Here is a 26,163-nt window from a genome sequence, read left to right on the forward strand (position 1 = left end):
GGCGGATACGTGAAGAAACGAGTGTTCATCGTTCCGCGTCCGGACTCCGTCCACGTCGACTCCACGCCCACGTCGATTCCGCGTTCGCGCCGAGCCGACGGCGACGATGGCCGTCAGTCCGCGTCGATCCGACAGCCGCCGGTGTAGTCGACGCCCTCGATCGTCTCGATCCCCTCGTCGCCACACACCGGACAGTCCGGGTTCCGCCGGTACGGAACCGTCTCGAAGGTCATGTCCATCGCGTCGTAAAACAGCAGCCGGCCCGCGAGCGGCTCGCCGGCGCCGAGCAGGAGCTTGACCGCCTCCGTGGCCTGGATACAACCGAGGGTTCCGGGGAGCACTCCGAGTACCCCGGTCGTCGCGCAGTCGGGAACGGTGCCCGGCTCGGGCGCTTCCGGGAACAGGCACCGGTAACAGGGGCCGTCGGGGACGAGCGTCGTCGCCTGCCCCTCGAACTTGTAGATCGCGCCGTGAGCGACGGGAACGCCCTCGATCCGGGCGGCGTCGTTGACGACGTACCGCGTCCGGAAGTTGTCCGCGCAGTCGACGACCACGTCGTACGCACCGATCAGATCGCGAGCGTTGTCCACGTCGAGACGCGTCTCGTGGGCCTCCACGTCGACGTCGGGGTTGAGACGGTCGACGAACCGCGCGGCCGACTCGACTTTCGGCTCGCCGACGTCGTCGTCCCCGTGGATCACCTGTCGCTGGAGGTTGGAGCGCTCGACGACGTCGTCGTCGACGATCCCGAGCGTGCCGACGCCCGCGGCCGCGAGGTACTGGATGGCGGGCGCGCCGAGCCCGCCGGCCCCGAGGACGAGCGCGCTGCCCTCGAGGAGGCGTCGTTGTCCCTCGGGACCGACCTCGTCCATGATGATGTGTCTGGAGTACCGGTCGAGCTGCGTGGAATCGAGAGAGAGGCTCATGCGGGGAGGTGGGTGGCGCTCGGGTATAACCGCTTTCCCGGCTGCGCCGCCGCTGGCCGGCGGATAAACGGGAGAAGTGTCGAGGGGGCGGCTCTACTTGCCCTGCCGGTCGTTGCCGGTGACCGACGGGCGGGTCTTCTCGGTCCCCTTGCCGCGTTTGCGCTGGCCGCGGCCCTTGGTGCCGGCGGAGGTGAGCCCCCGGAACGCGCGACCCTTGTGGTCGTCCGAGCAGATCCAGTTGAGCTCCTCGTCGTTCTCGATCGCGGGGTGAGCGGGGTCGACCAGGATCACTTCGTGCCACTTCTGGGAGCCGTCCTCGCCGACCCAGTAGGAGTTGAGCACGCGCAGGTTGCGGTACTTCCGCGAGGCGCGCTCCTCGGCGATGCGCTGGATCGACTTACGCCGCGAGAGCCGGTTGACGCCCTGCCGCTTCGAGCGGCGGCCGGCCTTGTGCCGCTGCTTTCGCGAGCCGCCCTTGCGGACGCTCACGCGGGCGACGACCACGCCCTGTTTCGCCTTGTAACCCAGCTCGCGGGCCTTGTCGAGTCGGGTGGGGCGGTCGATCCGCTCGATCGCGCCCTGGTCGCGCCACTCCTGTTTGCGCTGCCACTGGAGTTCCGCGAGTTTCCCCTCCTTGGGGGACTGCCATGCGTCCTTGATGTGCGAGTAGAAGCTTCGTGCCATAGGTTCGTCCACGGACGCTTGCGATTCGGCCGGACTTCGGCCACATGTCGTCTCGTCCCGGAGCGAGGTCGGCGGACCCGATCTCGTCCGGCGGCGAGTGCCCGCTGGACGTCCGTACCAGCGAGTTATCCCACGCTTCCGCGCGTTCGATCATAAGGGCTTCGCTCCGCGGCGGGCGTGCCGACGGGTCGCACGGCGGATCGGAGCCGAAGGCCGTGTGTCGAGATGACGAGCGTCGGGACGACGTGTGTCGAGTTCACGGCCCGGTCTCCCACTCGTCAGCGTTTTATATATTCCTCAAAGAATATCGCGGTATGCCCAAGATAAGCGTCGAGATCCCACAGGAGCTGTTGGCGGACCTCGACGAACACGTCGGTGACGACGGGAAGTTCGTGAACCGCAGCGACGCGGTCCGGGCGTCGATCCGCAAGACGCTCGACACCCTCGACGAGATAGACGCGCGCCACGGCCGGCTGACGGACGAGGGCGGACAGGATGAGTAACGGAGCCGACACGACTGGAGGGGCGGACACCGAACGCCTCCTCGCGGTCGATCCCCTCTCCCGGTCCGCGGTGGCGGCGGTGGGACTCGTGGCGCTGTTCGTCACCGCGCTCGCGACGGCGCAGGTCACCGCCGCGAAGGTGCTCGCGCTGTCGCTGCCGGTCGCGCTGCCCGTGGTCGGGCCGCAGGTGCTGCTCCCCGGCGCGGCGCTCGCGTACGCCATCACCTTCTTCGCGTCCGACTGCCTTGCCGAACTGTACGGTCGCCGGACCGCCCAGGTCGTCGTCAACGTGGGGTTCGCGATGAACTTCGTCGTGCTCGCGCTGGTGTGGTCGACCCTGGCCGCGCCGGGCGTCGACCCCGAGGTCGCCGCCGCGTTCGGAACCGCGCTCGGCCCGACGACCAACATCGTCGCCGGGAGCCTGCTTGCGTACGTCGTCAGCCAGAACGTCGACGTCGTGCTCTTTCACGCGATCCGCGACCGGACCGGCTCGGCCAACCTCTGGCTCCGCAATCTCGCGTCGACGGCGACGAGCCAGGCGATAGACACCGTCATCTTCGTGTCGGTCGCGTTCCTCGTCGCGCCGACCCTCCTCGGCGTCGGGGACGCGCTGCCGCTCGGCGCGGTCGGCGCGCTGATCGTCGGTCAGTACCTCCTCAAACTACTGATCGCCGTGCTCGACACCCCGTTCGTCTACCTCGTCGTCGGCGCGGTTCGGGAGTAGCGACCCAGACTGGAGCGGCGATCTCGCTGGAAACTCACGCGACCGCGAGCGCCCGCGGGACGGCCTCCGGGAGCTCTGCCGGGATCCGGTCGAACCGGTCGCCGCCGTCGGCGGTCCGGTGAAGTCCGTGGTTGGTGAGCACCCAGAACTCGCCGGCGGTCTCCGCCGAGGCCAGCACGGCCCGGTAGGTTCCCTCGCCGGTCGGAATCCCTCGATCGTCGAGTCGTTCCCAGGCCGTCCCGTCCGCGTTCCGGGCCGATCCGCGGCCGACCCCTCCGTCGCCCACCTCTCCGTCGCCGGCCCCTCCGTCGCCCGCCTCTCCGTCGCCGGCCCCTCCCTCCCGTCGATACAGGTAGGCCTCGCCCCGGCGGTGGGCGGCGGTCGCGCCGCTCGCGGCGCTGACGAGGACCCGGTCTGGGTCGCCGGGGTCGACGGCGAGCCCCCAGACGTACCCGTGCTCGAGCCCCTCGTCGACGACCTCGAACGACCGTCCGCGGTCGTCGCTCTCGGCGTACCCGTCGCCCGCGGCGACGTACACCCGATCCGGGGCGTCGGGGTGGGTCGCGATCGTGTGGGTGTCCCGGCGCGACCCCGGCGGTCGGTCGATCCACGTCTCGCCGCCGTCGGCCGTGACGAGGAACGCGCCGGCCTCGATCCCGACGTACCACCGGTCGGGACCGTCGGGACAGACCGCGATCCATCGGACGTGGTGAGTGTCCGGACGCGGCGGGAACGACCACTCCGGCGCGGAGGGAGCGTCGGTCATCCCCGCGACGCGCTCGACGGATCGACCGCCGTCCACGGTCCGGTACAGCCGCGAGGGTTCGGTGCCGATCCACGCCGTTTCGGGGTCGTGCGGGCTCGTCGCGAGGGCGGTGACCGCGTCCGGGCCGGAACCCTCGGGACCGAGCGCGTCCCCGACGATCCGCTCGAACGACTCGCCCGCGTCGAGCGAGCGGTACAGTCCGTCGTCGAACGTCCCCGCGAACACGCGATCCGGTGCCTCTCGGTGGACCGCCACGCACTCCACCCGCCGCCCGTCGAGGCGGGTCTCGACGCGCCCCCTGTCCGGATCGACGACGCGGAGCCCGTCGGCGTAGGCCGCGTAGGCGTTCATACCGGTGAGGACGACCGGTGGGACCATAAGCGTGGACGCCGCAAGCGATTTACCACCCCACCCCGTGGTAACGGTAAGCATGGACCTCCGCGTACAGGGGGACGTTCCCCCCGATCCGTTTCTCGGCGCCGCCGACCTGTTCGAAACCGAGTTCTCGCTCGAGGATCCCGTCTACGTCAAGGTTCGAGACGACCCCGACGAGCGGACGTGGGCCGGACACTACGCCGACCACCACGTCCTCAACGTCTCCCGACGCGCCGCTACGAGCGCCATGGCCCGCGAGCTGGCGGTCCACGAGCTCTCGCACATGGCCCGGTACGAGGAGGGTCACGCCTCACACCTCCAGTCGACCGAGGAGGCGCTCTATCTCGGGCTCGCCGGCGAGACCGTCGAGCGGCGCAAGCTCGCGCACTGTTACCAGATCGCGAATCACATGAAGGACATCTACGCCGACGACATCACGCTCTCGGTCGCGCCCGCCGACAAGCTGGTCGGCTTCCTCGAGTCCACGCTGGCGACGGCCGTCGCGGACAGACCGGACCCGAACCGGCCCGGACCGCCGCCGGTGACCGCCGGGGCCGACCCGGACATCACGGCGGTGAACGCGGCGTTCGCGCTGGCGCTCGTCGAGCGACACGACCTCGCGGAGCCGAGCCACCGCCTGTACGACCTCGCTCGCGCGGCCGAAAGCGACGCCGCGGACGTCGACGTCGACGGCTTCAAACGGCGGTTCCTGGACCTCGGACCGGACCCGAGCGAGAGCGCCTACCGGAAGGCGCTCGTCTCGGCCGCGCGCGCGTACGCCGTGTGACCGTGACGGCGTGCGGTCGACTCGCGCAGTCGATCCGCGCGGCCGGTTCACGCTCGTCGGCGGTCCCTCGTCACTCCGGCTCGTCGGTCGTCAGCTCCTCGGAGTGGGATTCGACGGACTCTTGCGAGCTCTCCTGGGCCCCCTCGAGGACCGTGACCCGAGCCTTCATGATCCGGGTGTTGTCGACGCGCTCGATGCGGATCCGGACGCCGTCGAACTCGATCTGTTCGCCCTCCTCGACGAGCCGGCCCGCGCGGTTGAACACGAAGCCGGCCAGCGTCTCGAACTCCTCGCCTTCGGGGAGGTCGATGCCGAGCATCTCGTTGACCTCGTCGATGTTGACCTCCCCCTGAACGAACGCGACGTTCTCCTCGATGAACTCGATCGGCTCGGGCTCGTCGCCCTCCAGGATGTCGCCGACGATCTCCTCGACCATGTCCTCCAAGGTGATGATCCCCTCCGTCGTTCCGAACTCGTCGATCACGATCACCATCTGGAGGCGGTTGTCCTGCATCTCCGCGAGCAGCTCGTCGGCGTTCTTCGACTCGGGGACGTGGAGGGTCGGCTTGACGACCCGCTCGAGCGAGGGCTCCCCCTCCGAGTAGTTGAGCTCGCGAACCAGATCCCGGACGGTGATGATGCCCACGATGTTGTCGAGGTTGCCGTCGTAAACCGGAACCCGCTCGTGGTCGGCGTGGACGCACTTCTGGATCGCCTCCTCGACGCTGGCCTGCTTCGAGACGGCGGTGACGTCGAGGCGGGGCGTCATCACCTCCTTGGCGATGGTGTTGTTGAACCGGAATATCCGGTCGAGCATCTCGCGTTCCTCCTCCTCGATGACGCCCTCCTGTTCGCCGGTCTCGATGATGTCCTGGATCTCGTCGCGGGTGACGTAGGAGGTCTCGATCGCCGACCGACCGCCGGTGACCTTGTTGACGACGCGCGTCAGGTAATCGAAGAGGACGACGAGCGGGAAGAGGACGTACTCCGAGAGCTTCAACGGACGGGCGATCCGGAGCGACCAGGACTCGGTGTGTTCGACGGCGTACGACTTCGGCGCGCTCTCGCCGAAGAGGAGAACGAGCGCGGTGATCCCGAACGTGGCGATGGTGACGGCCTGTCCCTGGCCGAACCCGAGGTAGACGAGGAGCCCGGTCGAGATCGACGACATCGCGACGTTGACCATGTTGTTCCCCACGAGGATGGTGATGAGCAGACGGTGGGGGTCCTGTTTCAACGCCTGTACCGTATCCGCTCCCGGAACGCCGTCCTCGACCAGGCTGTCGATCCGGTGTTGCGGGAGCGAGAACAACGCTATCTCCGAGGAGGAAAAGAAGGCCGACAGCGCGATCAACACGAATATGATGAGCGCGCCGAGGAGGGCCACAGTGGTGTCTCCCATCACCGGTAACTGGAGCGGGCCGACTGTCAGCACGCTTGACGATAAGCCCATTATCGCCCCACTTCCGTCGGCACGCAGTTAAAGTGTTACCTTCGGCCGTCCCCCACGGTGCCGCGGCCGTTACGGTTACCCTTCCCGCGGCCGAAACGGATCGCATGACGGATCCACAGATCACCCTGTACCGACTACAGGCGTGTCCGTACTGCGAGCGGGTCGTGCGGACGCTCGACCGTCTCGACCTCGAGTACCGGTCCCGGTACGTCGAGCCGATGCACTCCGATCGGAACGTGGTCAAGCGCGTCTCGGGTGCGCGGAGCGTTCCGGCGATCGTCGACCGGAACACGGGCGTGACCATGTCCGAGAGCGCCAACATCGTGGAGTACCTCGAGGGGACCTACGAGGACGCCGGCGCGGAGGCGGGTGCGTGATGCCGGAGTTCGACGTCGTCGAACTCCCCGAGACGGACCACGTGACGGCCGGCGAGACCGCCCCCGAGTTCACCCGACCCCTCGTCGGCGAGGAGTTCTGGGAGGACCGCTCGCTGTCGGATGTGGTCGACGGGCCGACGCTCCTCGTCTTCCACCCGATGGACGGCGCGTTCCAGACGACGTACGTCTACAACGAGATCGACGATCGCGGGTGGGCCGACGCGCTCTCGGTGTACGGCGTCTCGATCTCCTCGCCGTACGAACACAAGGACCTGCTCGCCGAACGCGGCGACGGGGTTCGGGTCTTCTCGGACCCGAGCGCGGCGGTCGTCGAGGCGTATGGCGTCGCTCACGACATCGACGGGATGGCGGGGATCACGGAGGCGCGCCCGGCGGTCTTCCTGCTCGACGGCGACCGCGTCGTCCGGTACGCCTGGGTCGGGAGCGAGCACCCCTCGTTCCCCGACTACGACGCGGTGGAGTCGGCGATCGACGACCTCCGCGACTGAGAGCCGGTCCGTGCGGGTCCGAACGCGCCTCACGAACGATCCGACCCGCTATCCTTTTTCGCACCGAACGCCTACGTCGATCCGTGATCGACGACGCCGACACGGGTACCGAGGACCGCCGACTCGACGCCGACGGAGCGGCCGACGTGGACCGGGAGCTCCTGTTTCGGGCCGCGGACGCGGTCGCGGCCGGCGAGCTCGTCGTCTACCCGACGGAGACGGTGTACGGGCTGGGAGCGGACGCGCTCGACTCGAACGCGGTGGACCGGGTGTTCGAGACCAAGGGACGCGACCGCGACGACCCGCTCTCGCTCGGCGTCGCGAGCGTCGACGACGCGCTGCGACACGCCCGCCCGACCGCGCTCGCGACCGCGTTCATGCGGGCGTTCCTGCCGGGGCCGGTGACGGTCGTCGTCGAGGGGGATCGGTCGGTCCCCGACGCGCTGACCGCCGGACGCGACCGCGTCGGCGTGCGCGTCCCCGACCACCCGGTCGCCCGCGCGCTGCTCGAGGAGACGGGACCGCTGACCGCCACCAGCGCGAACGTCTCCGGGACCGGCAGCGTCACTCGCGTCGTCGACCTCGACGAACGGGTGCGCGACCGGGCCGCGACTGTGATCGACGGCGGCGAGACCTCCGGGGCCGAGAGCACGGTCGTCGACCCCGAGCGCGGCGAGATACACCGGCGCGGCGCGATGGCCGGCGCGGTCGAAGCGTGGCTCGCGGACCCGCCGGTGTGAGGACGATCGGGAACGGAGGCGAGAAGGGGGTCGTCGGCGCGAGCCGCCCGCTACACCGAGAGGTCGCCCTTCGCTTTGATCACGTCGAGCGCCTCGGCGTCGACGGTGTCGACGTCGAGCCAGTGGGGGACGTACTCGCGTTTCTCGTAGGCCTCGCGTTCGTCGGGCGTGCCGACGGTACACCAGAGCTGCGGCTCGTCGGGGCCGTGCCACCCGCCCTGCGTGCTGATCCCGAAACAGACCAGCTCCTCGCCCTCGTACTCGATGATCGCGTCCCGACGGATGCCGGGGTCACCGCGGACGATGAGGTGTTGCATGTCCCGAAGTTGGCGGGTTCATCGCTTAATCGCTTCGGTACGAGCGATCCGCCGGCGGGTGATCGAGCCCACGCCGTCGGCCGACGCCCGACACCGGTCCGCGTCGACCCACGGTGCGATATCGGAGAAAACGGATCGTTCGTTCGATTATTCTCCGATCATAATCATTGATCAGTCCCGAGAGAGGATAGATAATGATAATCGTCTATCCTGTCGAAAATCGTTAAGTGGGCCGGGAGCGGACCGTACGGTAGAACGGGCGAGCGTCCACCGGACGGCTCGTCGACCACCGACCATGTCAGCAGACACCGACCCCGACGCGAGCCGCCACGGAGCAGAGTCGACCGTCCGGCCCCCCGACGGGACGGACCTCGGTGCGGCCGACCGCGACGCCGACGAGCGCGCGAGCCGCCCGGACCCCGCCGACGAGCCGGACGCCGACGCGGATCCGACCACGGCTCGAGCCGCCGCCGGCCTCTTCGAGCGAGTGCTGGTCGTCACGGACGGCACCGACGTCGGCGAGGCGGCCGTCGAGGCGGGACTGGACCTCGCGTCCGCACACGGCGCGACCGTGGACGCCTTGTACGTCGTCGACACGACCGAGGCGTGGGACGTGGTCGTCGAGCGTCGCGAGCGCGAGGGCGAAGCCGCCGTCGAGGCCGTCGAGGCCCGCGGTCGCGAGCGGGGCGTCGAGGTCGAGAAGTGGTTCCGATACGGCACCGCCCACGAGGAGGTGCTCGATTTCGCCGAGGCTCACGGCGTCGACCTCGTCGTGCTCGGCTCGGCCCGTCGGACCGGACTGGATCGGCTCGTCAACCCCGAACCGCTCCCGACGCGGGTTCAACGCGGCGGCTCGGTCCCCACGTTGGTGGTCGGCGTGGACGACGACCGGTGAGCCGAATCCGGCTCGCTCCCTAGGGCGCGTAGTAGTACTCGCCGTCGCGCTTCTGTTGGCGGTCCTTCTGTGAGTCCGGCTTGTTGATCCGCGGGCGGCCGGTTCGCTCGTCGCGTCGGAAGGTGATGTCGAGATCGGCGAGGAAGTCGTTCATTCCCTCGCGCATCTCCTGCGGGCGGGTCGCGCGACCGCGCTCCGCGGGCTCGCCGTCGAACACCATCAGGCGGTCCGCCAGCAGGTCGATCATGTAGATGTCGTGGTCGATCACCATCACGGTCGCGTCGTGGTTCTCCGCGTACCGGCGGATCGCGGTCGTCGCGCGCACCCGCTGTTCGACGTCGAGGTGCGCGGAGGGCTCGTCCAGCAGGTAGAGGTCGGCGTCCTCAGAGAGACACGCCGCGATCGCGACGCGCTGGCGCTCGCCGCCCGACAGGTCCGTGAGGTTCTGTTCCATGATCCGGTCGAGCTGGAGCGGCCGGGCGACCTCGGTGTTCCAGTAGGAGCTGCCGAACTCGTCGGTGATGGACGAGAGGAACGCGTCGACGCGCATCGGCTGGTCGATCTCGATGTACTGCGGCTTGTACGCGATGTCGAGTTCGAACTCGAGGCTGCCCGTGTCGGGCTCCAGCGAGCCGGCGAACAGCTTCGCGAGCGTCGACTTCCCGATCCCGTTGGGGCCGACGATCCCGAGCACCTCGGTCTCGTGTATCGTCCCGCCCTCGACGTGGAGCTCGAACTCCCCTTCGCCGTAGGACTTCTCGAGGTCCGGGTACTCCACGAGCGTCGTCCCCTTCGAGGAGGCCCGCGGCGCGTGTTCCTCGAAGGTGATCGCGGAGGGTCGGATCCGCATGTTCTCGTTCTCGAGGTACCCCTTGAGGTACTCGTTGATCCCGTTTCGAACCGATTTGGGGTCCGTGATGACCCCGTACGCGCCCGGCTCCCCGTACGCGACGTGGAGGGTGTCGGCGAGGAGATCGAGGATCGCGAGGTCGTGTTCGACCACGAGCATCGACCGCTCGGATTCGGGGTCGTTCGCCAGCTCCTGGACCAGTCGCGCCGCGACCATCCGCTGGCCGATGTCGAGGTACGGCGTGATCTCGTCGAGGAAGTAGAAGTCGGCGTCGCGCGCCAGACACGCCGCGATCGCGACGCGCTGGAGTTCGCCGCCGGAGATCGAGTCGATGTCCTGGTCCATCACCGGGCGGATGTTGAGCCGGTCGATGAGGTCGTCGAGCGCACCGCGCTCGTCGGTCCGCTCGAGGAGGTCGCGGGTGTTGCCGTCGAACTGCTTCGGGATCTGGTCGACGTACTGGGGTTTTCGCGAGACCGTCACGTCGTTCGCCTCCAGCGCGGCGAGGTAGTTCTGGAGGCCCGTCCCGCGGAAGCGGTCGAGGACGCGCTCCCAGTCGGGCTCCGTCTCGTGGTCGCCGAGGTTCGGGACCCGCTCGCCCGCGAGCGCGTGAACCGCCGTCGACTTCCCGATCCCGTTGGGACCGAGGATGCCGGTGACCTTCCCGGGTTCGGGGGTGGGAAGCCCGTACAGCGCGAACGCGTTCTCGCCGTACCGGTGGACCGGATCCTCCGACAGTTCGGAGGGGAGGTTGATGATCTCGATCGCGTCGAACGGGCACTTCTCGACGCAGATGCCGCAGGTCTCGCCGAGACAGATCTCCTCGGAGATACGGATCTGGTCGGGATCGCCCTCCTTGGCGTCCTCGCCGCGCTCGGTGATACACTCCTTTCCCGTTCGATTCGGCGGGCAGAAGTTCGCACACTCGTAGTTACATCGGTCGGGCTGGCACCGGTCCAGATCCACGACCGCGATGCTGTCGTCGGCCATCTCAGAACGTCACCGCGGAGGTGAGAAGCACGGTGTAGCTGATGAACCACAGCGTGAAGGTCATGAACGCCACGTAGAAGTTGTCCTTGACGCCGAAGTCGGCGATGTCGACGCCGAAAACGCTGTACACTGGGTACTGGAGGAACACGAACGCGCCGAGCACCACGAGAGCCATCGTGTCGGCGGCGTCGACGGGATCGGTCCCGACGTAGGCGGCCGACACCACGCCCGCGGCGATCCCCGCGAGACAGCATATCGTGGTGACGACCACGCTCCGGGCGTGTCCGGAGATCCCCGATTCGTCGCTCATACGTACGGATCCGCGATCGCCAGTGAAAAACCGTTCGTTCCGCTCACGCGCCTCCACCGCTCGTTCCGCTCGTATCTCACCAACACGTCTCGTCCGCTCGTGTCCGCCTCGTCCTCGTACGCATCCCGAACATATCAGTATACACACCTGTTGATCGGGGCGTCGAGGACGACGGATCGGTCCCGGTTCGATCCGGCCGGCGAGGTCCGTCGATACGACCGTTCGGCGAGCGCGCGCGAGGATCGATCGCTGACTGACTGGTCAGTCCACCGGAGCTTTTGCGGCAGAGAATTCCGATTCTGGGGCGGTTAACCAGCAATAAATACCGGTAAGTCGGACGAGATCGGGGGGATTGTATCAACATTTATGCCCGTGTGCGGCTTCGATTCATAGCGATGGCTGGAACCCAAACGGAGGGTCTCGACGACCTCCCGCCGAGCGCCAAACTCGTCTTCAAGGTACTCGAATATAACGGACCGCTGACACAGAAGGGGATCGTTCAGGAGTCGATGCTGTCGGCTCGGACCGTCCGCTACGCCCTCGAACGGCTCGAAGGGATCGACGTCGTCGACGAGGACGTCTACTTCGCGGACGCCCGGCAGAACCTCTATAAACTCACGGAACCCGCTCAGGAGTTCACGAGCGAGGACCGGGATGCCTCCTGTACGGCCGACTAGCTCCGTCCCTCGCGCTCGACCGACCGGGCACCCCGAACCGCCTCGAACACGGTGAGCGCTATCGCGACAAGGAGCGCCGACGTGGCCGCGAACACGAACGCCAGGAGAGCGAACCAGACGTCGGGACCGACGACCGGGTACTCACGGACCTCCACGACCGGACCGAGGAGTTCCATCGCGCGCGTGAGGTACAGCAGAACCGCCAACGCCACCCCGACCGCGAGTCCGACGCGGACGTTCCGGTAGAACGCCAGCGATTCGAGCAGGACGAGCATCGGGGGCTTGTCCGTCGTGTCGTCGCTCACGCGTTCCCGTAACCGCTACACTCGCAAAGAGCCGTCGGAACGATCCGACCCCCTCCGGCCGATCCGGAAGGACTCTCCGACCTGCGCCGGCGTCGGCCGAGGACACGTCACGATCGATCAAGTTGTTTTCGGAGCAGGGCTAGTCGTAGTCAACGGGACTAAGGCGGTCTCGGCCGACCGGTGCGTATGAAACGCGTGCTTCTCTCGGCGTCATCGATGGTCGATCCCGACGCGTTCCGGGCGTTCATCGGGGACGCCGTCGACGAGCCGGTCGAGATCGAGGTCGCTCGACTCGGGGCGACGGGACGGCTGATCGAGGCCGGATCGCGGTTCGATGACGGTGCGGGATTCGACGCCGTCGTGGTCGACGTGGACACCGCCGTGACCGCCGAGACGCTCGACGCGCTCGGGAGCGAACTCGAGGTGGTCGTTCGGGCCGCAGTCGGCGTCAACGACGTCGACGTCTCGGCCGCGGCCGACGCCGGAGTGACGGTGACGCGGGTCCCGGAGTACTGTACGGAGGAGGTCGCCACGCACTCGCTCTCGCTGCTCTTCGCCTGCCTCCGGTCAGTGGCGGAGTACGACGCCGCGGTGGCCGACGGTCGCTGGACGTGGGAGGAGGGACGCCCGATCCGGCGGGTGAGCGAGTCGACGATCGGTCTGCTCTCGTTCGGCCCCATCGCGAGACGAGCTGCGGAGCAGCTCTCGGGGTTCGGCGCGACGCTTCTCGCGTACGACCCGTTCGTCGACGGCGACCGGATGGACGAACGCGGCGTCGAGAAGGTGACGTTCGAGGCCCTGTTCGACCGGAGCGACCACGTCGCGGTGTACGCCCCGCTGACCGAGTCGACGCGGGGGATCGTCGACGGCGACGCGCTCGCCCGGCTGTCGGCTCACTCCGTCGTGATCAACGTGGGACGCGGTCCCGTGATCGACGCCGGCGCGCTGGTGGAGACGCTGGAGTCCGGAGCGATCAAGGCCGCGGGCCTCGACGTGCTGGCCGAGGAGCCGCCGGACGACGACCCGCTCGTCGGCCGTGACGACACGATCATCACGCCACACGCCGCCTGGTACAGCGAGGACGCTCGCGAGGAGTTGAACCGGAGCGTCGCCGCCGACGTCGCAGCCGTCTTCAACGGCGGAGTCCCCGACGGCCGCGTCGACCCCGACGCGGACTGGCTCTGAGCCGCAGCGCTCACAGCCGGTCGGTGAGGTCGAACTCGCCGTCGGCGTCGCGTTCGCCGTCGGCGGCGGCGTCGAGGTCGTCTGCGGACCCCTCGGCCCCGGTCGTCTCGATCGTGTCGACGCCGGACGACTCCAGCCCCGCGGCCAGCCCGTCGCCGAGCCCGTAGGTGTCCCGGATCGTCCTCGCGAGCACCCCGTCGCGCTCGAAGACGACGTAGACGGCGACGAAGTCGTGGTCCGCCGGCCGGAGCACGAACACTTCGCGGGGCGCGTCGTCCCCGCAGGTCTCGTTGACCCGATCGACGAGCGGCTCCACCGGAATCCGGGCCGCGCGAAGCTCCCCGAACGTGTCGGTTCCGGGCCCGTCGGCGAACAGGTAGAGCGCGCCGTTCGGCTCCCCGTCGGTCGATCGCGTCGTGACCGATCCCACCGCCTCCCCCTCGGCGCGGATCCCCTGCCACGCGTCGACGGCGGCCTCGAACATTCCCTCTACCCCGTCGGCGAACCGGAACCGGCTCTCGCGGACGGTCGTCACCTCGGCGAACCGGGCGGTGCCGTCCGTCCACTCCAGCGTCGCGTCGACGACGGCTCCGGGGTCGAGGTCGGCGATCCGATCGGCGAGGTCCCCGTCGTAGCCGGTCGCGGTCGCGTACAGCGGGTCGTACGCCTCCGCCGCGTCCGCGTCGGTCGGATCGATCGGCCCCTCCGGCAGTTCGACGAGAACGAACTCGGCGGGGCCGTCGCCGCCGTCGACGGGTCGCGGACGGCGGTCGTGGATCCGGAACCGGCCGGTCGTCGTCGGGTTCATACGGGCGGAACGGGCGGTCGGCGGATAAGGCGGTCGGAATCGATCCGGCTCGTCGACGGAACCGACGATTCGGACCGGATCCGTGTCGTTATGGGGTCGGCTCCCCAACCGACGACCAATGGGGATCCTCGAGGACAAGTCGAACGCCCGGCTGTTCTACAAGTACCTCTCGAAGGTGTACGACCGGGTCAACCGGTTCAACTGGAACGACGAGATGCGGGCGGAGGCGCTCTCGTGGCTGGAGTTCGGCGAGGACGACCGCGTGCTCGACGTCGGCTGCGGCACGGGGTTCGGCACGGAGGGACTCTTACGACACGCCGACGACGTCCACGGGCTCGATCAGAGCGTTCACCAGATGGAGAAGGCCTTCGAGAAGTTCGGGAAGCGCGACCGCGTGAACTTCTACCGCGGCGACGCCGAGCGGCTCCCCTTCCGCGACGGCGTCTTCGACGTGGTCTGGTCGTCCGGCTCGATCGAGTACTGGCCGAATCCCGTCGAGGGGCTCAGGGAGCTGCGTCGCGTCGCGAAGCCGGGCGGGCAAGTGCTCGTCGTCGGTCCCGACTACCCGCACAACCGCGTCCTCCAGCGGGTCGCCGACGCGATCATGCTGTTTTACGACGAGGACGAGGCCGACCGGATGTTCGAGGCGGCGGGCTACGAGGCGTTCGAACACCACATCCAGCGTGCGACTCCGCGAAGCCCGCGGGCGATCACGACCGTCGCGCGGGTCCCCGAGGAGTAGGTCGGGTCCGGGCGGGGGACGGACCGACCCGCGGTCGTCGAGGTCGGGTCCGGGCGGGGGACGGACCGACCCGCGGTCGTCGAGGTCGGGTCCGGGCGGGGGACGGACCGACCCGCGGTCGTCGAGGCGGACGCGTGAGGTTCACCCCGGACGGGCGGTCGCCTCCAGCGTCGCGATCGGTTGCTCGCGAACCGAGAGCCGAAGCTCGACCCGGTCGCCGGGCTGAATGAACGGATCGTTCGTCCCCGCGACCCGAAACGACGCGGAGCCGCCGACGACCCACTCGTCGTCGCTCGCCGCGTTGAACGCGCCGGTGGGACCGGGTCTGAATCCGGCCGCGGAGAAGAACGGGACCGGCGGCTGACGGTCCAGCGGCTCGCCGTTCACGCTGACGTGGACCGCCATCTCGTCGACGTCTATCGGATCGCCGCCGTCGTGAGTGACCGTTATCCGGTCGCCCTCGACCTCCATCGACGTCACCGCGGTCGGCGACGGCTCGGCGGGCGAATCGAGCGTCGTCGCCGCCGTGACGCCGACCGCGAGAACGACCGTCATCGCGACGAGAAGCGACCCGGCGAGCGGGGCGAGCGCACGCGCCGAGCGCCGCGCGTTCGGCGTGCCCGGTGACGGCGGGTCGGGCGCGTTCGGCCCGTGTGAAGTTCGTGACGACACGGGGCGTCTGAGCCGTCATTGAATAAAAGGGATCGCCGACGGGAGCACTCGGGCGTTCTCGCCGCGATCGGGTCGCTCGCCGTAGTCGGACGTTCTCGTCGCACTCAGGCGCTATCGTTCGCGTCGTCTTCGTTCTCGACGTCGTCTGCCACCCGCGGCGTCCTGATGGGGTCGATATCGTCGATGACGGCGACTCGCGGCTCGTCAACGACGGTTATCCGGTACGGGTCGGCCGGCGAGAGCGTCCGGACCACGCCGTCCTCGTCGGTGCTTCCGATGGTCTCGCTCGGGGTACCGCCGGCGCTCTTCGTCACCGTGATCCCCTCGAGCGGGTCGCCGGTGGTCGAATCGAGGACCGTGACGGTCACGGGACCGCCGGGATACGTCCGATTGACGGTGACGTTGAACCCGTCCTCCGCCGTCGAGACGGACTCCGCGTCGGGGAACGTCGAGAGCGCCATCCGCTGGTGTTCGAGGAACACCCGTTCGGTGCCGCCGCTGACGAAGGTCCGGAGCGTCCCGAAGTCGTGGTCGACGGTGATCCGCTGGACCGTCCCCGCCCCGAGCGCGTTCGCCTCGCGAAGGTCGGTCGTCTCCGGATACGCCTCGACCGTCGCGTTTATCGCCGCCTCGCTTCCGAGGTCGTCGCCCCCGCGGTCCCACTGATCGCGCCGGAGCGATTCCCTGACGTAGTGGCCGTCAACGATCGTCGCGAGGACCATCGCGTTCCGGCTCGATTGGACGTGGATCTCCGTTCCCGATCGGTCCCCGCGAACCGTCTCGAGGGCGACTTCCCTGACGGGGCCCTCGTACACCTGAAGCTGGACTTGGAGCGTGCTGACGCGATCGGGCGTGCTGAACCCGTCAGTCCCCTCGGCGAGTTCAGAGAGCGTCTCGAGCCGGCGGTCGTACTCGCGGGCGAGCGCCGCGATCCGGACCAGTTCGTCGAGGAGTTCGCGGTCGGTCAGCTCTCCCGAGGCGTGTGCGTTGATCGCCGTCGTCTGTCGGCTGTCGAGGCTCACCTCGCCCTGTTCCACCTCGTTTATCTCGGCGAGGATCCGCCGTTGCCGCTCGGCGTTCGTCTCCGCGGATTCGATCCGCCGTATCGCGGCTTCCGTGCGGAGGGCGGCGTCCGAATCACCGACCGCAAGCCCGAGCGAGGTGCCGAGATTGACGCCCCGCCGGTGGCTCGCGATCCGCGGCTCGACGCCCGGCGGCGTCGACAACACGCGGAGGGTGAGGTTCTCACCGTGTGTCGAGGTCGGGACCGCTCTCGACCCGACCGACCCCGTCGCGGGCGGGACGGGCCCGGAGACGGTCGGCTGCGACGCGGGATCGGAGACGGTCGGCTGCGACGCGGGATCGGGGACGGTCGACTGCGACGCCGATCGAGCGTCGGCCGTCGCGCCCGCGGGGCCGATCCCGGCGACGACCGACGAGACGAGGAGGAGGGCGGCGACGAAGACGGAGAGGGCTCTCATCGTCGCCCGCTTCTCCGGGGAGGGTCAAAAACCCACCCCAACGCGACGGCGAAACTCGACCGCAAGAGCGCCGCCGCGACTCGACGGGGTCCGCGGCGAGCGACGACGCGGGGTCTCCGTCTCCGGCGCCGAAACCGTCGCGAGCGAAGACTCTCGTGGGAGGCGAGACGGTGTATAGAAAGCGTTTTGCCCAGGGCGCGAGTGCCCCCAAATTACATGCGGAACCCCGCGATTCGCGTTCTCCTCGTCGCGTTCCTCGTCGTTTCCCTCGTGGCCGGTACGGGGGTCGCGACCGGGGAGGCCGCCCCCTCCATCCAGCCGTCGGCGCCGGAGTCACCGTCCGCGAGCTCGATAGGGACGCCGCCGTCAACGCAGGTCGACGGGGCGGCCTTGCCGACGGGCGAGACGCGGATACGGATCGACTTGCGGCCGAACCGCGACGCACGGTGGGAAGTGGTCGTCCGGTACGAGTTCGCCGATCCGAACCGAACGGCCTCGTTCGAGACGGTCGGGGAGCGGTTCGTCGACGGGGAAGTCGGGCCGTCGCCGGGGCTGTTCGAGCGGTTCGCGGAGGAGGCGAGCCGGAACACCGACCGCGAGATGAGGGTGGTGGACGTCGAGCGTGAGTACGTCGTCATCGAGGACCCCGAGACCGGGGACGGTGCAGGAAACGAAACGGACGGCGAGGAGGCGGAGATAGCCGCTGCGGGGGAGCTCCGGTTGACCTTCGTCTGGACCGGGTTCCTCGCGGAGGACGGCGAGGACCTCGTGTTGGGTGACGCGCTGACGACCGAGAACAACGAGACCTGGCTGCGGTCGCTCGAGTCCGGCCAGACGATCGAGGTGACCACCCCGGAGGGGTACTCCATCTCGGGGACGCCGGGGGCGAACGTGAGACTCGAGGACAACTCCGTAGTCATCGAGGGACCGCGAGTGTTCGGCGACGACGATCGCGTGGCCGTCGTGTACGCGCCGACGTCGACCCCGCCCACCGAGGAGACGCCGCCGTGGACGCTTCTCGCCGGTGCCATCGTTCTCGCGGCCGTCGTCCTCGCCAGCGGACTCGTCGGATACCGCCGGTTCGGCTCCGACGACGGGTCCGGTTCGCCCGATCCGTCGGACGGGCCCGATCCGGGAACCGGAGCGGGGACGCGGACCGCCGGCGGAGACGAGGACGCACGGGAGGCGGGAGACGACGTCGAACCCGTCGGCGGTGCGGGCGACGAACCCGAGGAGGACCTCTCGCTTCTCTCCGACGAGGAGCGCGTCGAGCGCCTCCTCGACCGGAACGGCGGACGGATGCGGCAGGCAGACATCGTCGCGGAGACGGGGTGGTCGGACGCGAAGGTGTCCCAGCTTCTCTCGGCGATGGCCGACACGGGGCGCGTCGAGAAGCTCCGGCTCGGCCGGGAGAACCTGATCTCGCTGCCCGACGACGCGTCCGGCGGCGACGCGTCGGACGCGGCCGATGCGGACGGTCCGGACGGTTCGAACGACGGCGACGGGAGCTGATCCGCCCCGTTTCGTTCGTCCGACTCCGCAGCGGCGTCGGCCGCGGCGGCCGAGGATTCAAATTCGGGGGCGGCGAACACGCGGACATGTACGCGGTCGTCGGCTGTAACCGGTGTGGAAACCTCTGGCTCGTTCGCGACCCGCGAGCGAGCGAGACGGCCCGCTGTTCGCGGTGTGAGAAGACCCACCGGACCGCGAAGCTCAAACGCCTCTTCGAGTCCGCGGACCGCGAGGCGGCCCGCGAGGCGCGTGCGGCCCTGCTCGCGAAGAAACGGGGCGACAGCGCGGCGTTCGCGGAGGTCGACCACGTCGCGGACCTCGAACGCGCCGTGGAGGACGCCGGCGTCGACGACCGCGAGTACCTCGAGGCCTCCGGGCTCGACGCCGACGCGGTGTTCGAGGCCGGGTCGCGCGCGGAGGGGAACGCGGGGTCGACGCGGTCGCGGGAGGAGATCGTTCGGGACGCGGTCGAGGAGGCGGCCGAGCCGACCGAGGAGCGGATCGTCGCGTACGCGGCCGACCGCGGCGTCCCGGCCGACGCGGCGCGCGACCTCCTCGAGAGGCTCGCCCGTCGCGGGGAGCTGTCGGAGTCGCGCGGACGGTACCGAACGCTCTGACGCGGGTCGGACAAGACACTTACCCCCGGCGCCGGATCGCGGCGTATGGACACCCGAATCACCCTCCTGGCGATCGCCGCCGCGGTCGTGCTCGCGGGCGCGGTGGGGATCGTCGCGGTCCCCGACGCCCTCGACGACCCGCGAGCGGAGACGGACCGTCCCGGACAGGTCGGTCTCGTCGACGTCGTCGTCGCGCCCGGCGAGGTCCGCGGGGAGACGGCGACGCTCGACCTGCTCGTCGACCTCGAACACCGCGGATCGACCGTCGAGAACGTCACGGTCCGTCACCGCGCGATCGACGCGGACTCCGGGCTGCTCGTCGACGAGACGACCGTGGACGTCGGCACCCTCGACCGCGAGGGAGAGACGACCGTGAACGGCAGCCTCGACGTGGAACGCGAGGGCGGCTACCGCCTCGAAACGGTGGTGTACGTCGACGGCGAGCGACGGGGCGAACGGACGACGCGGGTCGCCGGCGTCTCGGCGCTCACGCCGTCGTACGCCGACTCGCCGGTCGAATTCGCCGACGGAAACGTCTGGCCGACCGTCGCCGTGAGCGTGGCCGAGACGACCGAGGAGACGGCGACGCTCTCGGTCTCCGTGTCGGTCACGAACCGCGGCGACGACGCCTCCGAGGAGATCGACCTCCGGCTGCTGCTCCGGCAGGCCGAGTCCAACGTGATCGCCGACGAGGCGACCGAGACGGTCGGGTCGGTGCGGCCGGGCCGCACCGACACCGTGACCACGACGCTCGAGGCCCCCGACGGCTACAACTACTACGTCGACGCCGCGCTCTTCGACGACGACGTGCTGATCGACGAGACCCAGGGCGTGGCCAACCTCGATCCGCAGGAGACGATCGCCGCGAACGAGACGGTGCGGGACGTCTCCTTCGAGGTCGAGGACTTCTCCGAAGAGACCGGCGACGACGCCCTCAGGGAGGAGGGCGAGACCCGGCCGGACGGCGAGGACGGGAGCACCGACGACGGGACGCCCGGGTTCGGCGTCGCGGTCGCGCTCGCCGGGCTCCTCGCCGCGACGCTTCTCGCACGGAGGGCGTCATGAGCGACGACCTCCGCGAGACGCCGGCCGACGGCTCGACGAACGCGCCGAACGACACCACCGATCCACGGAACACCGACGCCATGACCCACACACCGGACGAGATCGACCCGACGACGACACCCCCGACGACCGAACCGACCACCGCCTCGACGAGCGCTCCGACGACCCGACCGGCGGCCGCGACTGACGGGGGCACCGCGGGAGACGAGACCACCGAGAGCGCGGCGGGAGACGACCCCGAGCCGTCCGAGGAGCGCGGATCACGGCTCTCCCGGCTCTCCTCGGACGATCTCCGCGGACTGCTCGACCGGATCGGGCTCGCCGCCCTGGTGTTGCTCGCGCTGATCGCGGGGTGGAGCTTCTACAGCCAGACCGGGCGGGCGATCCGGACGTGGCTCGATCCGGCCTACCAGCCGATCGCGCTCGCGGCGTTCAACCTCGCGGTGTTGTTCGTCGCGCTCGCCGGCGTGGCCCACCAGCTCAGCCGGATCCGCGCCGGCGACGGGGAGGAACCGGAGCCGACCCCGACGGGAGAGACGCACGCGTCCGAGGAGGCGGAACGGTAGCGACGGAGCTACTCCTCGGGCAGGTCCTCGGTGCTGGCGGGGATCCGTTCGACCCGTCCCGCGAGCGTCGCGGCGTCGCCGGCGACGGTCGACGCCTCGACGCCGGCCTCGTCGGCGACCAGTTGGACGTGCGCCGCGAGCAGTGCGAGCGCGCGCAACCCCTCGGACTCGGGGTCGTCGGCGGTCCGTTGCGCGAACGTGGTGTCCACCTCGCCGTCGCGGACGACGCCGACGTGGACCGCCTCGATCCCGTCGTCGTCGAGGAGACCGCGGGCACGTTCGAGTTCGGCGGCGAACTCGTCGCGCTCGTCGCCGTCGTCCCCGCCGTCACCGTCGCTGCCGTCGTCCGATCGCTGGTCGTCGCTCATGGACGCGCTTCGGGCGAACGAGGGAAAAACGCCGCGCTCCGAGTCGTTCGAGGACACAGCGACGTGTGGGCGAAAGACCGTAGCGCTCGGGGGGCGACGCGGAGCGTCGATCGGGGGGCGCGAGCTAATCCTCCGGACGCGGCCGCGCGACGAACAACGCCTCCTCGAGGGTAAACGGGTCGTAGCCGGACTGGTGACAGACGCAGTAGGTCCCGTCGCCGACCCCGTATCTGGTGGACTCTGCGAGCTGTTTGTAGCCGGGGATACAACAGAAGTGCGTACAGACGTTGAGGTACGCCAGGAAGCCCTGGTCGGTCGAGGCCTGAATCCACTCGTTCTCCTGTGCGGCCTCCTCGATCCGGGTCGACCGGATGACGGTCACGTTGAGCGACGATTCGGCGTCCTCGGAGCGCCACGTCACGGCCGCTGGCTTCCCGACGCCGTCGTTGCCGACGCCGTTACCCCAGGAGTCGTAGTCCTGGAAGTCGTCGACGTGGATGCGGTCGCCGCCATCGTAGGTGTCGTCCTGCCACTCGTACTGGCCGGTCTCCGCCCGGAACAGGTTGTCCGACTCGAAGTCCGGGGCGAGGTTCTCCTGTGACTCCACCCCGCAGTACTGGAACCACGCGCCCGAGTACGTGCGGCCGCCGATCTGCTCCTGGGCGACCTCGACCTCCACGCCGTTCTGCTCGACGGTCTGCGTCTCCGGCCAGATCCCCTCGATGTACCCGTCGTCGGTGACGCGCACCGGGATCTGCGGGAGGCCGCGCGGGGCCGGCCCGGTCACCTTGGCGATCGTCATGGCGGTCGTCTGACCGCCGCCGACGCCGCCGGACGTCGTCAGGGTGTTCACGGTCACCGACCCGGTCGCGCCGACCCCCGCGAGCGCCGCGCCGCCGACGACACCTTTGACGAAGCGCCGCCGCCCGGACTCGGCCGGGTACTTATCGGACATGCTCATACGGATCGGTTCGGGATGGACCGGTAAAAAGGGTGACGAACCCGCCGGTTCCCTCCGGGTCGACGCGGGGACACCCCCGACCGGGACGCGCCGGCGTCCTCGAACTGTCACGAACATTCACTCGCAGCCGAGGCAAACCTTCGTTGATACGGCGGTTTTAACCGGAACCGACCGAAGTGTGGGTGGTATGGAGTTGCACAATCGGAGCGTGCGGACGGACGTCCGCGAGCTCGGCGCGCTGCTCGGCGACGTCCTCGCGGCACAGACCTCGACGGCGGCCTACGAGACGGTCGAGGACCTCCGGACGGACGCGATCGAGTACCGGCGGGGCGACGCGGCGAGCCGCGACGCCCTCGAGGAGACGATCGGCGATCTCTCGGACGCCCGCGAGGACGTCGTCGCACGGGCGTTCACGACGTACTTCGAGCTGATCAACCTCGCGGAGGAGCGCGAGCGCGTCCGCGCCGTCAGGAACGCGGACGCCGACGGCTCGTTACACGACTCCCTCGAGGAGACGGTCTCGGCGCTCGCCGAGGCCGGCGTCGACGCCGACGAGTTCGAGGAGCTGCTCGGAGACGTGCTCATCGAGCCGACGTTCACCGCCCATCCGACCGAGGCGCGGCGGGCGACGGTCAAAGCGAAGCTCCGGTCGATCGCGAACCACCTCGAGGAGCTCGACGAACGCGACATGACCGACCGCGAGCGGAACGCCGTCTGGCGCGACGTCACCGCCGAGGTGACGAGCCTCTGGGGGACCCGACAGGTTCGTCAGCGCCGTCCGGAGCCCGAAGACGAGGCCCGAAACGTCCAGTGGTACCTCGAGAACACGCTGTTCGACGTGGTCGGCGACGCCTACGAGGAGTTCGAAGAGACCATCTCGGGCGAGTACGAGGACGTCGACTGCCCGAAGCTCTTCGAGTTCCGCTCGTGGGCGGGCTCCGACCGCGACGGCAACCCGTTCGTCACGCCGGCGGTGACCGCCGAAACCCTCGAACGGCAGCGCGAGATCGCCATCGAGAAGTACCGCGAACGGTGTAAGCGGCTCTCGGCGGTGTTGAGCCAGGACGGCGACCGGTACGCGATCGACGGCCCCCTTCGGGAGTCGCTCGCGGCGGACGCCGAGCGGTTCCCGACGGTGGTCGAGGAGGCCCGCGAGCGGTATCCCGACGAGCCGTACCGCCAGAAGCTGAAGCTGATGCGCGAGCGGCTCGACCGCGTCGACGACGTGCGCCCCGGCGGGTACCCCGACGGCGACGCGTTCCTCGCGGACCTCGAGGTCGTCGCGGAGTCGCTCTCCGTCGACCGCAACGACGTGGTCCGAACGTCGTTCATCGAGCCGCTCCGCCGACAGGTCGACACGTTCGGGTTCGTCCTCGCGTCGCTCGACCTCCGGGACCACCGCGAGAACCACACCGAGGCGGTCGCCGAGGCGGTCGCCGCCGAGGGCGTCGACTACCGCGGGATGGACGAGGCGGCGCGCGCCGAGTTCCTCACCGAGGCGATCCTCCAGGCGGATCCGATCGTCGACGCCGAGGCCCCCGGCGACGTCTCGGAGACGACCGAGCGCGTGTTCCGCCGCTTCCGCGAGCTCGCCGACTGGCAGTCGGAGTACGGCACGCAGGCGATAGACACCTACTGCATCTCGATGACCGAGGAACCGAGCCACGTCCTCGAGGTGCTCTTTTTAGCCGATCAGGTCGGCGTCGTCTCGCTTCCGGACCACTGCGGGCTCGACGTCGTTCCCCTCTTAGAGACCGAGTCCGCGCTCAACGGGGCCGAACGGATCCTCGGGACGCTCTTCGAGAACGAGGCGTACGGGACCGCCCTCGAGACCAGAGGGGAGGTCCAGGAGGTCATGCTCGGCTACTCCGACTCGAACAAGGAGAACGGCTTCCTCGCGGCCAACTGGGACCTCTACAAGAACCAGCGTCGGCTCGCGAGCTTCTGTCGCGAGGCGGGAGTCACCCTCCGACTGTTCCACGGTCGCGGCGGCTCCATCTCCCGCGGCGGCGGGCCGATGAACGAGGCGCTGCTCGCGCTCCCGAACGAGACGGTCACCGGGCAGGTGAAGTTCACCGAGCAGGGCGAGGCGATAGCCGAGAAGTACGCCAACCACCGCATCGCCGAGCGCGAGCTCGAACAGATGCTCGACGCGCAGATCCGCGCCCGGCACGAGGCCAACGAGGAGCCGACGGAGGACGTCCCCGAGGAGTGGGTCGACGCGATGGAGACGATGGTGCCGGTCGCCCGACGCGAATATCGCGACCTGTTGAGCGCCGACGGGTTCGTCTCGTACTTCGGACAGGCGACGCCCATCTCCGTCGTCGAGGACCTCAACCTCGGCTCCCGGCCCGCGTCCCGAAGCGGGGAGCGCACCGTCGAGGACCTCCGGGCGATCCCGTGGGTGTTCTCGTGGACGCAGACCCGGCTCATCCTCCCCGGCTGGTACGCGCTAGGGTCCGGACTCGACGCCTACCTCGAGGCCGTCGGCGAGGAGGCGGGGCTCGCGACGCTCCGGGAGATGTACGACGAGTGGCCGTTCTTCCGGACGACCCTCGACAACGCCGCACTCGCGCTCGCGCGGACGGAGCCGGAGATCGCCGCCGAGTACGCCGACCTCGCCGCCGCCGACCTCCGCGAGCGGTTCTTCCCGCGGCTCGTCGAGGAGTACGAACGCGGACGCGAACTCGTGCTCGCGGTCAGCGGCCGCGACGAACTCATCCGGCGCGAGTGGCTCGCGGAAAGCCTCGACCGGCGGAACCCCTACGTCGACCCGCTCAACCTGCTCCAGGTCGACCTGCTCGGGCGGAGCGACCGGACCGACGCCGAGGAGCGAACGCTCCGACTCACGGTCAACGGGATCGCCGCCGGGATGAAGAACACGGGGTGATGCCCGCCGCGAACTCTTCGGTCCCGCCCCCTCCAGCCGCAGTGTCGATTCCGGCGGTTTCCTCGGCTGCTACCCGTCGACGTGTGCGGTGTAGCCGGCGTCCTCGACGGCCGCCGCGAGGGTCGCGGCGTCCGCGTCACCCTCGACGCTCGCCCGTCCGTCCTCCCGATCGGCGGTCGCGTCGGTCACGCCGGGCACGTCCCGAAGCGCCTCCTCGACCGTCCGCTCACAGTGCTCACAGGACATCCCCTCGACGTCGATGGTCGTCGTCATACGAGTGTGCGTACGTTTCCCGCGCTTTAGCGAGTTTCGCCTTGGATCGTTCGGGAAAAGCCGCATCAGAACCGTGGAATCGAAAGCCGTTTCGGCGGTGTATTTTACCTTCCCGCCGCCCTTCGTTCCGCCATGCGCGACCTCGACGAGACGGACCTCGAGATCCTCCGGCTCCTGCTGTCGAACGCCCGTCGGCCGTACAGCGACATCGCGGACGCCGTGGGGCTCTCGGCTCCGGCCGTGTCGGATCGGGTGGCCAGGTTACGGGAGACGGGCGTCATCAACCGCTTCACGCTCGACGTCGATCGGTCACAGCTCCGGGGCGGAATCCAGGTGCTGATCACGCTCGACGTCGGGGACGCGAGCGTCGCGTCGATCAGGGAGCACCTCCTTAACGAGAGCGCGGTCGAACACGCGTTCACCACGGCCGAAGCCGACTTGATACTCTACGCCAGGGTCCCGGACAACGACGTCGCCGGCTGGCTCGCCGACACCCTCGAGGACGGCAGGGTCGACGACGGGATGGATGTCGACGACGCGATCGACGACCTCGAGGTGACGCTGCTCGCGGGGGCCGACTGGTCGCCCGATCTGGGCGGAACGGAGTTCGCCCTCTCCTGTGCGCAGTGCGGAAACACGGTCGACAGCGAGGGAACGGCGACCCGCGTCGACGGCGACTTATACCAGTTCTGTTGTCCGTCGTGTGAGAGCCGATTCGTGGAGAAGTACGATCGACTCCGAGAGGGAGCCGAGTGATCGGGATCGATCCCGGCATCCACTTCAGATTCGAAAGTTCTACCCGGAGATCGCTGAACCTTTGAAAGGGAAACTCCAC

The 26,163-nt window shown here is 69.2% G+C and carries 30 protein-coding genes; 16 read left to right on the forward strand and 14 right to left on the reverse strand.

Going from position 1 to position 26,163, the window contains the following annotated elements; translation table 11 throughout:
• Positions 1–113 precede the first annotated feature (113 nt).
• Both ubaA and NO889_RS15445 read right to left on the reverse strand, forming a co-directional pair.
• A complete protein-coding gene (ubaA, locus tag NO889_RS15440) occupies positions 114–926 on the reverse strand; it encodes an SAMP-activating enzyme E1 (protein WP_256413124.1) in 813 nt (270 codons plus the stop codon).
• 93 nt (positions 927–1,019) lie between these two features.
• Positions 1,020–1,610 (reverse strand): 50S ribosomal protein L15e, encoded by a 591-nt coding sequence (locus NO889_RS15445; protein ID WP_256413125.1) that lies wholly within the window; start codon positions 1,608–1,610, stop codon positions 1,020–1,022.
• 314 nt (positions 1,611–1,924) lie between these two features.
• Between NO889_RS15445 and NO889_RS15450 the strand changes: the two genes are divergently transcribed.
• Both NO889_RS15450 and NO889_RS15455 read left to right on the forward strand, forming a co-directional pair.
• Positions 1,925–2,113 carry a ribbon-helix-helix domain-containing protein gene (locus tag NO889_RS15450; RefSeq protein WP_256413126.1) on the forward strand — a complete coding sequence of 63 codons (189 nt, stop codon included), beginning with the start codon at positions 1,925–1,927 and terminating at the stop codon, positions 2,111–2,113.
• On the forward strand, positions 2,106–2,837 hold the full coding sequence (locus tag NO889_RS15455; protein ID WP_256413127.1) for a queuosine precursor transporter: 732 nt from the start codon (positions 2,106–2,108) through the stop codon (positions 2,835–2,837). The genes NO889_RS15450 and NO889_RS15455 overlap by 8 nt, the downstream gene beginning before the upstream one ends.
• A gap of 34 nt (positions 2,838–2,871) precedes the next feature.
• Here NO889_RS15455 and NO889_RS15460 read toward each other — a convergent pair whose 3' ends face one another.
• Positions 2,872–3,954, reverse strand: coding sequence for a WD40/YVTN/BNR-like repeat-containing protein (locus NO889_RS15460; protein ID WP_256413128.1), 1,083 nt, complete (start codon positions 3,952–3,954; stop codon positions 2,872–2,874).
• 79 nt (positions 3,955–4,033) lie between these two features.
• Here NO889_RS15460 and NO889_RS15465 point away from each other — a divergent pair, with 79 nt between their 5' ends.
• Positions 4,034–4,765, forward strand: coding sequence for a DUF5781 family protein (locus tag NO889_RS15465; RefSeq protein WP_256413129.1), 732 nt, complete (start codon positions 4,034–4,036; stop codon positions 4,763–4,765).
• A 70-nt stretch (positions 4,766–4,835) separates the two neighbouring features.
• Here NO889_RS15465 and NO889_RS15470 read toward each other — a convergent pair whose 3' ends face one another.
• Positions 4,836–6,218, reverse strand: coding sequence for a hemolysin family protein (locus NO889_RS15470; protein ID WP_256413130.1), 1,383 nt, complete (start codon positions 6,216–6,218; stop codon positions 4,836–4,838).
• A gap of 104 nt (positions 6,219–6,322) precedes the next feature.
• On the opposite strand from NO889_RS15470, the gene NO889_RS15475 reads away from it, so the two are divergent.
• The 3 genes from NO889_RS15475 to NO889_RS15485 all read left to right on the forward strand — a co-directional run bounded on the left by NO889_RS15475 (position 6,323) and on the right by NO889_RS15485 (position 7,844).
• Positions 6,323–6,595, forward strand: a complete 273-nt coding sequence (locus NO889_RS15475) for a glutaredoxin family protein (protein WP_256413131.1) — start codon at positions 6,323–6,325, stop codon at positions 6,593–6,595.
• Complete coding sequence (locus NO889_RS15480) at positions 6,595–7,104, forward strand: redoxin domain-containing protein (protein ID WP_256413132.1); 510 nt, start codon at positions 6,595–6,597, stop codon at positions 7,102–7,104. The genes NO889_RS15475 and NO889_RS15480 overlap by 1 nt, the downstream gene beginning before the upstream one ends.
• 146 nt (positions 7,105–7,250) lie before the next feature.
• On the forward strand, positions 7,251–7,844 hold the full coding sequence (locus NO889_RS15485; RefSeq protein WP_256413160.1) for an L-threonylcarbamoyladenylate synthase: 594 nt from the start codon (positions 7,251–7,253) through the stop codon (positions 7,842–7,844).
• A gap of 50 nt (positions 7,845–7,894) precedes the next feature.
• Here NO889_RS15485 and NO889_RS15490 read toward each other — a convergent pair whose 3' ends face one another.
• Positions 7,895–8,161 (reverse strand): HAH_0734 family protein, encoded by a 267-nt coding sequence (locus NO889_RS15490; protein WP_112080228.1) that lies wholly within the window; start codon positions 8,159–8,161, stop codon positions 7,895–7,897.
• A gap of 295 nt (positions 8,162–8,456) precedes the next feature.
• Between NO889_RS15490 and NO889_RS15495 the strand changes: the two genes are divergently transcribed.
• On the forward strand, positions 8,457–9,056 hold the full coding sequence (locus NO889_RS15495) for a universal stress protein (protein WP_256413133.1): 600 nt from the start codon (positions 8,457–8,459) through the stop codon (positions 9,054–9,056).
• Between the two features lie 19 nt (positions 9,057–9,075).
• On the opposite strand, the gene NO889_RS15500 is transcribed toward NO889_RS15495, so the two are convergent.
• Positions 9,076–10,896, reverse strand: coding sequence for a ribosome biogenesis/translation initiation ATPase RLI (locus NO889_RS15500; RefSeq protein ID WP_256413134.1), 1,821 nt, complete (start codon positions 10,894–10,896; stop codon positions 9,076–9,078).
• A gap of 1 nt (position 10,897) precedes the next feature.
• Positions 10,898–11,206 carry an EMC6-like membrane protein gene (locus NO889_RS15505; RefSeq protein WP_256413135.1) on the reverse strand — a complete coding sequence of 103 codons (309 nt, stop codon included), beginning with the start codon at positions 11,204–11,206 and terminating at the stop codon, positions 10,898–10,900.
• A 395-nt stretch (positions 11,207–11,601) separates the two neighbouring features.
• On the opposite strand from NO889_RS15505, the gene NO889_RS15510 reads away from it, so the two are divergent.
• On the forward strand, positions 11,602–11,883 hold the full coding sequence (locus NO889_RS15510) for a MarR family transcriptional regulator (RefSeq protein WP_094530771.1): 282 nt from the start codon (positions 11,602–11,604) through the stop codon (positions 11,881–11,883).
• Here NO889_RS15510 and NO889_RS15515 read toward each other — a convergent pair.
• Positions 11,880–12,188 carry a DUF7536 family protein gene (locus NO889_RS15515; protein WP_417445378.1) on the reverse strand — a complete coding sequence of 103 codons (309 nt, stop codon included), beginning with the start codon at positions 12,186–12,188 and terminating at the stop codon, positions 11,880–11,882. The genes NO889_RS15510 and NO889_RS15515 overlap by 4 nt on opposite strands.
• 186 nt (positions 12,189–12,374) lie before the next feature.
• Here NO889_RS15515 and NO889_RS15520 point away from each other — a divergent pair, with 186 nt between their 5' ends.
• Positions 12,375–13,373, forward strand: a complete 999-nt coding sequence (locus NO889_RS15520; RefSeq protein WP_256413136.1) for a C-terminal binding protein — start codon at positions 12,375–12,377, stop codon at positions 13,371–13,373.
• 10 nt (positions 13,374–13,383) lie between these two features.
• Here the strand turns inward: NO889_RS15520 and NO889_RS15525 are convergent, their stop codons facing one another.
• On the reverse strand, positions 13,384–14,181 hold the full coding sequence (locus NO889_RS15525) for a DUF6663 family protein (protein WP_256413137.1): 798 nt from the start codon (positions 14,179–14,181) through the stop codon (positions 13,384–13,386).
• A gap of 118 nt (positions 14,182–14,299) precedes the next feature.
• On the opposite strand from NO889_RS15525, the gene NO889_RS15530 reads away from it, so the two are divergent.
• Positions 14,300–14,923, forward strand: coding sequence for a methyltransferase domain-containing protein (locus NO889_RS15530; RefSeq protein WP_256413138.1), 624 nt, complete (start codon positions 14,300–14,302; stop codon positions 14,921–14,923).
• A gap of 141 nt (positions 14,924–15,064) precedes the next feature.
• On the opposite strand, the gene NO889_RS15535 is transcribed toward NO889_RS15530, so the two are convergent.
• Both NO889_RS15535 and NO889_RS15540 read right to left on the reverse strand, forming a co-directional pair.
• Positions 15,065–15,595: a type IV pilin N-terminal domain-containing protein gene (locus NO889_RS15535; protein ID WP_256413139.1), complete on the reverse strand. Its 531-nt coding sequence runs from the start codon at positions 15,593–15,595 to the stop codon at positions 15,065–15,067.
• A 104-nt stretch (positions 15,596–15,699) separates the two neighbouring features.
• A complete protein-coding gene (locus tag NO889_RS15540) occupies positions 15,700–17,076 on the reverse strand; it encodes an FUSC family protein (RefSeq protein WP_256413140.1) in 1,377 nt (458 codons plus the stop codon).
• A 216-nt stretch (positions 17,077–17,292) separates the two neighbouring features.
• On the opposite strand from NO889_RS15540, the gene NO889_RS15545 reads away from it, so the two are divergent.
• The 4 genes from NO889_RS15545 (at position 17,293) to NO889_RS15560 (ending at position 20,836) form a co-directional block, all read left to right on the forward strand.
• Positions 17,293–18,588: a helix-turn-helix transcriptional regulator gene (locus tag NO889_RS15545; protein WP_256413141.1), complete on the forward strand. Its 1,296-nt coding sequence runs from the start codon at positions 17,293–17,295 to the stop codon at positions 18,586–18,588.
• Positions 18,589–18,674: 86 nt separating this feature from the next.
• The gene (locus NO889_RS15550) at positions 18,675–19,205 is read left to right on the forward strand and encodes a DUF5817 domain-containing protein (RefSeq protein WP_256413142.1); all 531 of its coding nucleotides are present in this window, start codon (positions 18,675–18,677) and stop codon (positions 19,203–19,205) included.
• 45 nt (positions 19,206–19,250) lie between these two features.
• Entirely contained in the window at positions 19,251–20,270 is a 1,020-nt protein-coding gene (locus NO889_RS15555; protein ID WP_256413143.1) for a DUF7490 domain-containing protein, read from the forward strand.
• Positions 20,267–20,836, forward strand: coding sequence for a DUF8060 family membrane protein (locus NO889_RS15560; protein WP_256413144.1), 570 nt, complete (start codon positions 20,267–20,269; stop codon positions 20,834–20,836). Before NO889_RS15555 ends, NO889_RS15560 begins: the two co-directional genes overlap by 4 nt.
• An 8-nt stretch (positions 20,837–20,844) precedes the next feature.
• Here the strand turns inward: NO889_RS15560 and NO889_RS15565 are convergent, their stop codons facing one another.
• On the reverse strand, positions 20,845–21,204 hold the full coding sequence (locus NO889_RS15565) for a DUF8113 family protein (protein WP_256413145.1): 360 nt from the start codon (positions 21,202–21,204) through the stop codon (positions 20,845–20,847).
• Between the two features lie 124 nt (positions 21,205–21,328).
• The gene (locus NO889_RS15570; protein WP_256413146.1) at positions 21,329–22,165 is read right to left on the reverse strand and encodes a Rieske (2Fe-2S) protein; all 837 of its coding nucleotides are present in this window, start codon (positions 22,163–22,165) and stop codon (positions 21,329–21,331) included.
• A gap of 187 nt (positions 22,166–22,352) precedes the next feature.
• Here NO889_RS15570 and ppc point away from each other — a divergent pair, with 187 nt between their 5' ends.
• A complete protein-coding gene (ppc, locus tag NO889_RS15575) occupies positions 22,353–25,055 on the forward strand; it encodes a phosphoenolpyruvate carboxylase (RefSeq protein WP_256413147.1) in 2,703 nt (900 codons plus the stop codon).
• Between the two features lie 69 nt (positions 25,056–25,124).
• Here ppc and NO889_RS15580 read toward each other — a convergent pair whose 3' ends face one another.
• Positions 25,125–25,328 (reverse strand): CopZ family metallochaperone, encoded by a 204-nt coding sequence (locus tag NO889_RS15580; RefSeq protein WP_256413148.1) that lies wholly within the window; start codon positions 25,326–25,328, stop codon positions 25,125–25,127.
• Positions 25,329–25,460: 132 nt separating this feature from the next.
• On the opposite strand from NO889_RS15580, the gene NO889_RS15585 reads away from it, so the two are divergent.
• Positions 25,461–26,084 (forward strand): AsnC family transcriptional regulator, encoded by a 624-nt coding sequence (locus NO889_RS15585; RefSeq protein WP_256413149.1) that lies wholly within the window; start codon positions 25,461–25,463, stop codon positions 26,082–26,084.
• Positions 26,085–26,163 lie beyond the last annotated feature (79 nt).

It is taken from the genome of Halorubrum rubrum, assembly GCF_024494685.1.
In the GTDB taxonomy this organism is placed as follows: Archaea; Halobacteriota; Halobacteria; order Halobacteriales; family Haloferacaceae; genus Halorubrum; species Halorubrum rubrum.

Excerpts from the sequence above, each read along its gene's own strand:
- ubaA (WP_256413124.1), bottom strand. The coding sequence starts at position 926 with ATGAGCCTCTCTCTCGATTCCACGCAGCTCGACCGGTACTCCAGACAC.
- NO889_RS15445 (WP_256413125.1), bottom strand. The coding sequence starts at position 1,610 with ATGGCACGAAGCTTCTACTCGCACATCAAGGACGCATGGCAGTCCCCC.
- NO889_RS15450 (WP_256413126.1), top strand. The coding sequence starts at position 1,925 with ATGCCCAAGATAAGCGTCGAGATCCCACAGGAGCTGTTGGCGGACCTC.
- NO889_RS15455 (WP_256413127.1), top strand. The coding sequence starts at position 2,106 with ATGAGTAACGGAGCCGACACGACTGGAGGGGCGGACACCGAACGCCTC.
- NO889_RS15460 (WP_256413128.1), bottom strand. The coding sequence starts at position 3,954 with ATGAACGCCTACGCGGCCTACGCCGACGGGCTCCGCGTCGTCGATCCG.
- NO889_RS15465 (WP_256413129.1), top strand. The coding sequence starts at position 4,034 with ATGGACCTCCGCGTACAGGGGGACGTTCCCCCCGATCCGTTTCTCGGC.
- NO889_RS15470 (WP_256413130.1), bottom strand. The coding sequence starts at position 6,218 with ATGGGCTTATCGTCAAGCGTGCTGACAGTCGGCCCGCTCCAGTTACCG.
- NO889_RS15475 (WP_256413131.1), top strand. The coding sequence starts at position 6,323 with ATGACGGATCCACAGATCACCCTGTACCGACTACAGGCGTGTCCGTAC.
- NO889_RS15480 (WP_256413132.1), top strand. The coding sequence starts at position 6,595 with ATGCCGGAGTTCGACGTCGTCGAACTCCCCGAGACGGACCACGTGACG.
- NO889_RS15490 (WP_112080228.1), bottom strand. The coding sequence starts at position 8,161 with ATGCAACACCTCATCGTCCGCGGTGACCCCGGCATCCGTCGGGACGCG.
- NO889_RS15495 (WP_256413133.1), top strand. The coding sequence starts at position 8,457 with ATGTCAGCAGACACCGACCCCGACGCGAGCCGCCACGGAGCAGAGTCG.
- NO889_RS15500 (WP_256413134.1), bottom strand. The coding sequence starts at position 10,896 with ATGGCCGACGACAGCATCGCGGTCGTGGATCTGGACCGGTGCCAGCCC.
- NO889_RS15505 (WP_256413135.1), bottom strand. The coding sequence starts at position 11,206 with ATGAGCGACGAATCGGGGATCTCCGGACACGCCCGGAGCGTGGTCGTC.
- NO889_RS15510 (WP_094530771.1), top strand. The coding sequence starts at position 11,602 with ATGGCTGGAACCCAAACGGAGGGTCTCGACGACCTCCCGCCGAGCGCC.
- NO889_RS15520 (WP_256413136.1), top strand. The coding sequence starts at position 12,375 with ATGAAACGCGTGCTTCTCTCGGCGTCATCGATGGTCGATCCCGACGCG.
- NO889_RS15525 (WP_256413137.1), bottom strand. The coding sequence starts at position 14,181 with ATGAACCCGACGACGACCGGCCGGTTCCGGATCCACGACCGCCGTCCG.
- NO889_RS15530 (WP_256413138.1), top strand. The coding sequence starts at position 14,300 with ATGGGGATCCTCGAGGACAAGTCGAACGCCCGGCTGTTCTACAAGTAC.
- NO889_RS15540 (WP_256413140.1), bottom strand. The coding sequence starts at position 17,076 with ATGAGAGCCCTCTCCGTCTTCGTCGCCGCCCTCCTCCTCGTCTCGTCG.
- NO889_RS15545 (WP_256413141.1), top strand. The coding sequence starts at position 17,293 with ATGCGGAACCCCGCGATTCGCGTTCTCCTCGTCGCGTTCCTCGTCGTT.
- NO889_RS15550 (WP_256413142.1), top strand. The coding sequence starts at position 18,675 with ATGTACGCGGTCGTCGGCTGTAACCGGTGTGGAAACCTCTGGCTCGTT.
- NO889_RS15555 (WP_256413143.1), top strand. The coding sequence starts at position 19,251 with ATGGACACCCGAATCACCCTCCTGGCGATCGCCGCCGCGGTCGTGCTC.
- NO889_RS15560 (WP_256413144.1), top strand. The coding sequence starts at position 20,267 with ATGAGCGACGACCTCCGCGAGACGCCGGCCGACGGCTCGACGAACGCG.
- NO889_RS15565 (WP_256413145.1), bottom strand. The coding sequence starts at position 21,204 with ATGAGCGACGACCAGCGATCGGACGACGGCAGCGACGGTGACGGCGGG.
- NO889_RS15570 (WP_256413146.1), bottom strand. The coding sequence starts at position 22,165 with ATGAGCATGTCCGATAAGTACCCGGCCGAGTCCGGGCGGCGGCGCTTC.
- ppc (WP_256413147.1), top strand. The coding sequence starts at position 22,353 with ATGGAGTTGCACAATCGGAGCGTGCGGACGGACGTCCGCGAGCTCGGC.
- NO889_RS15580 (WP_256413148.1), bottom strand. The coding sequence starts at position 25,328 with ATGACGACGACCATCGACGTCGAGGGGATGTCCTGTGAGCACTGTGAG.
- NO889_RS15585 (WP_256413149.1), top strand. The coding sequence starts at position 25,461 with ATGCGCGACCTCGACGAGACGGACCTCGAGATCCTCCGGCTCCTGCTG.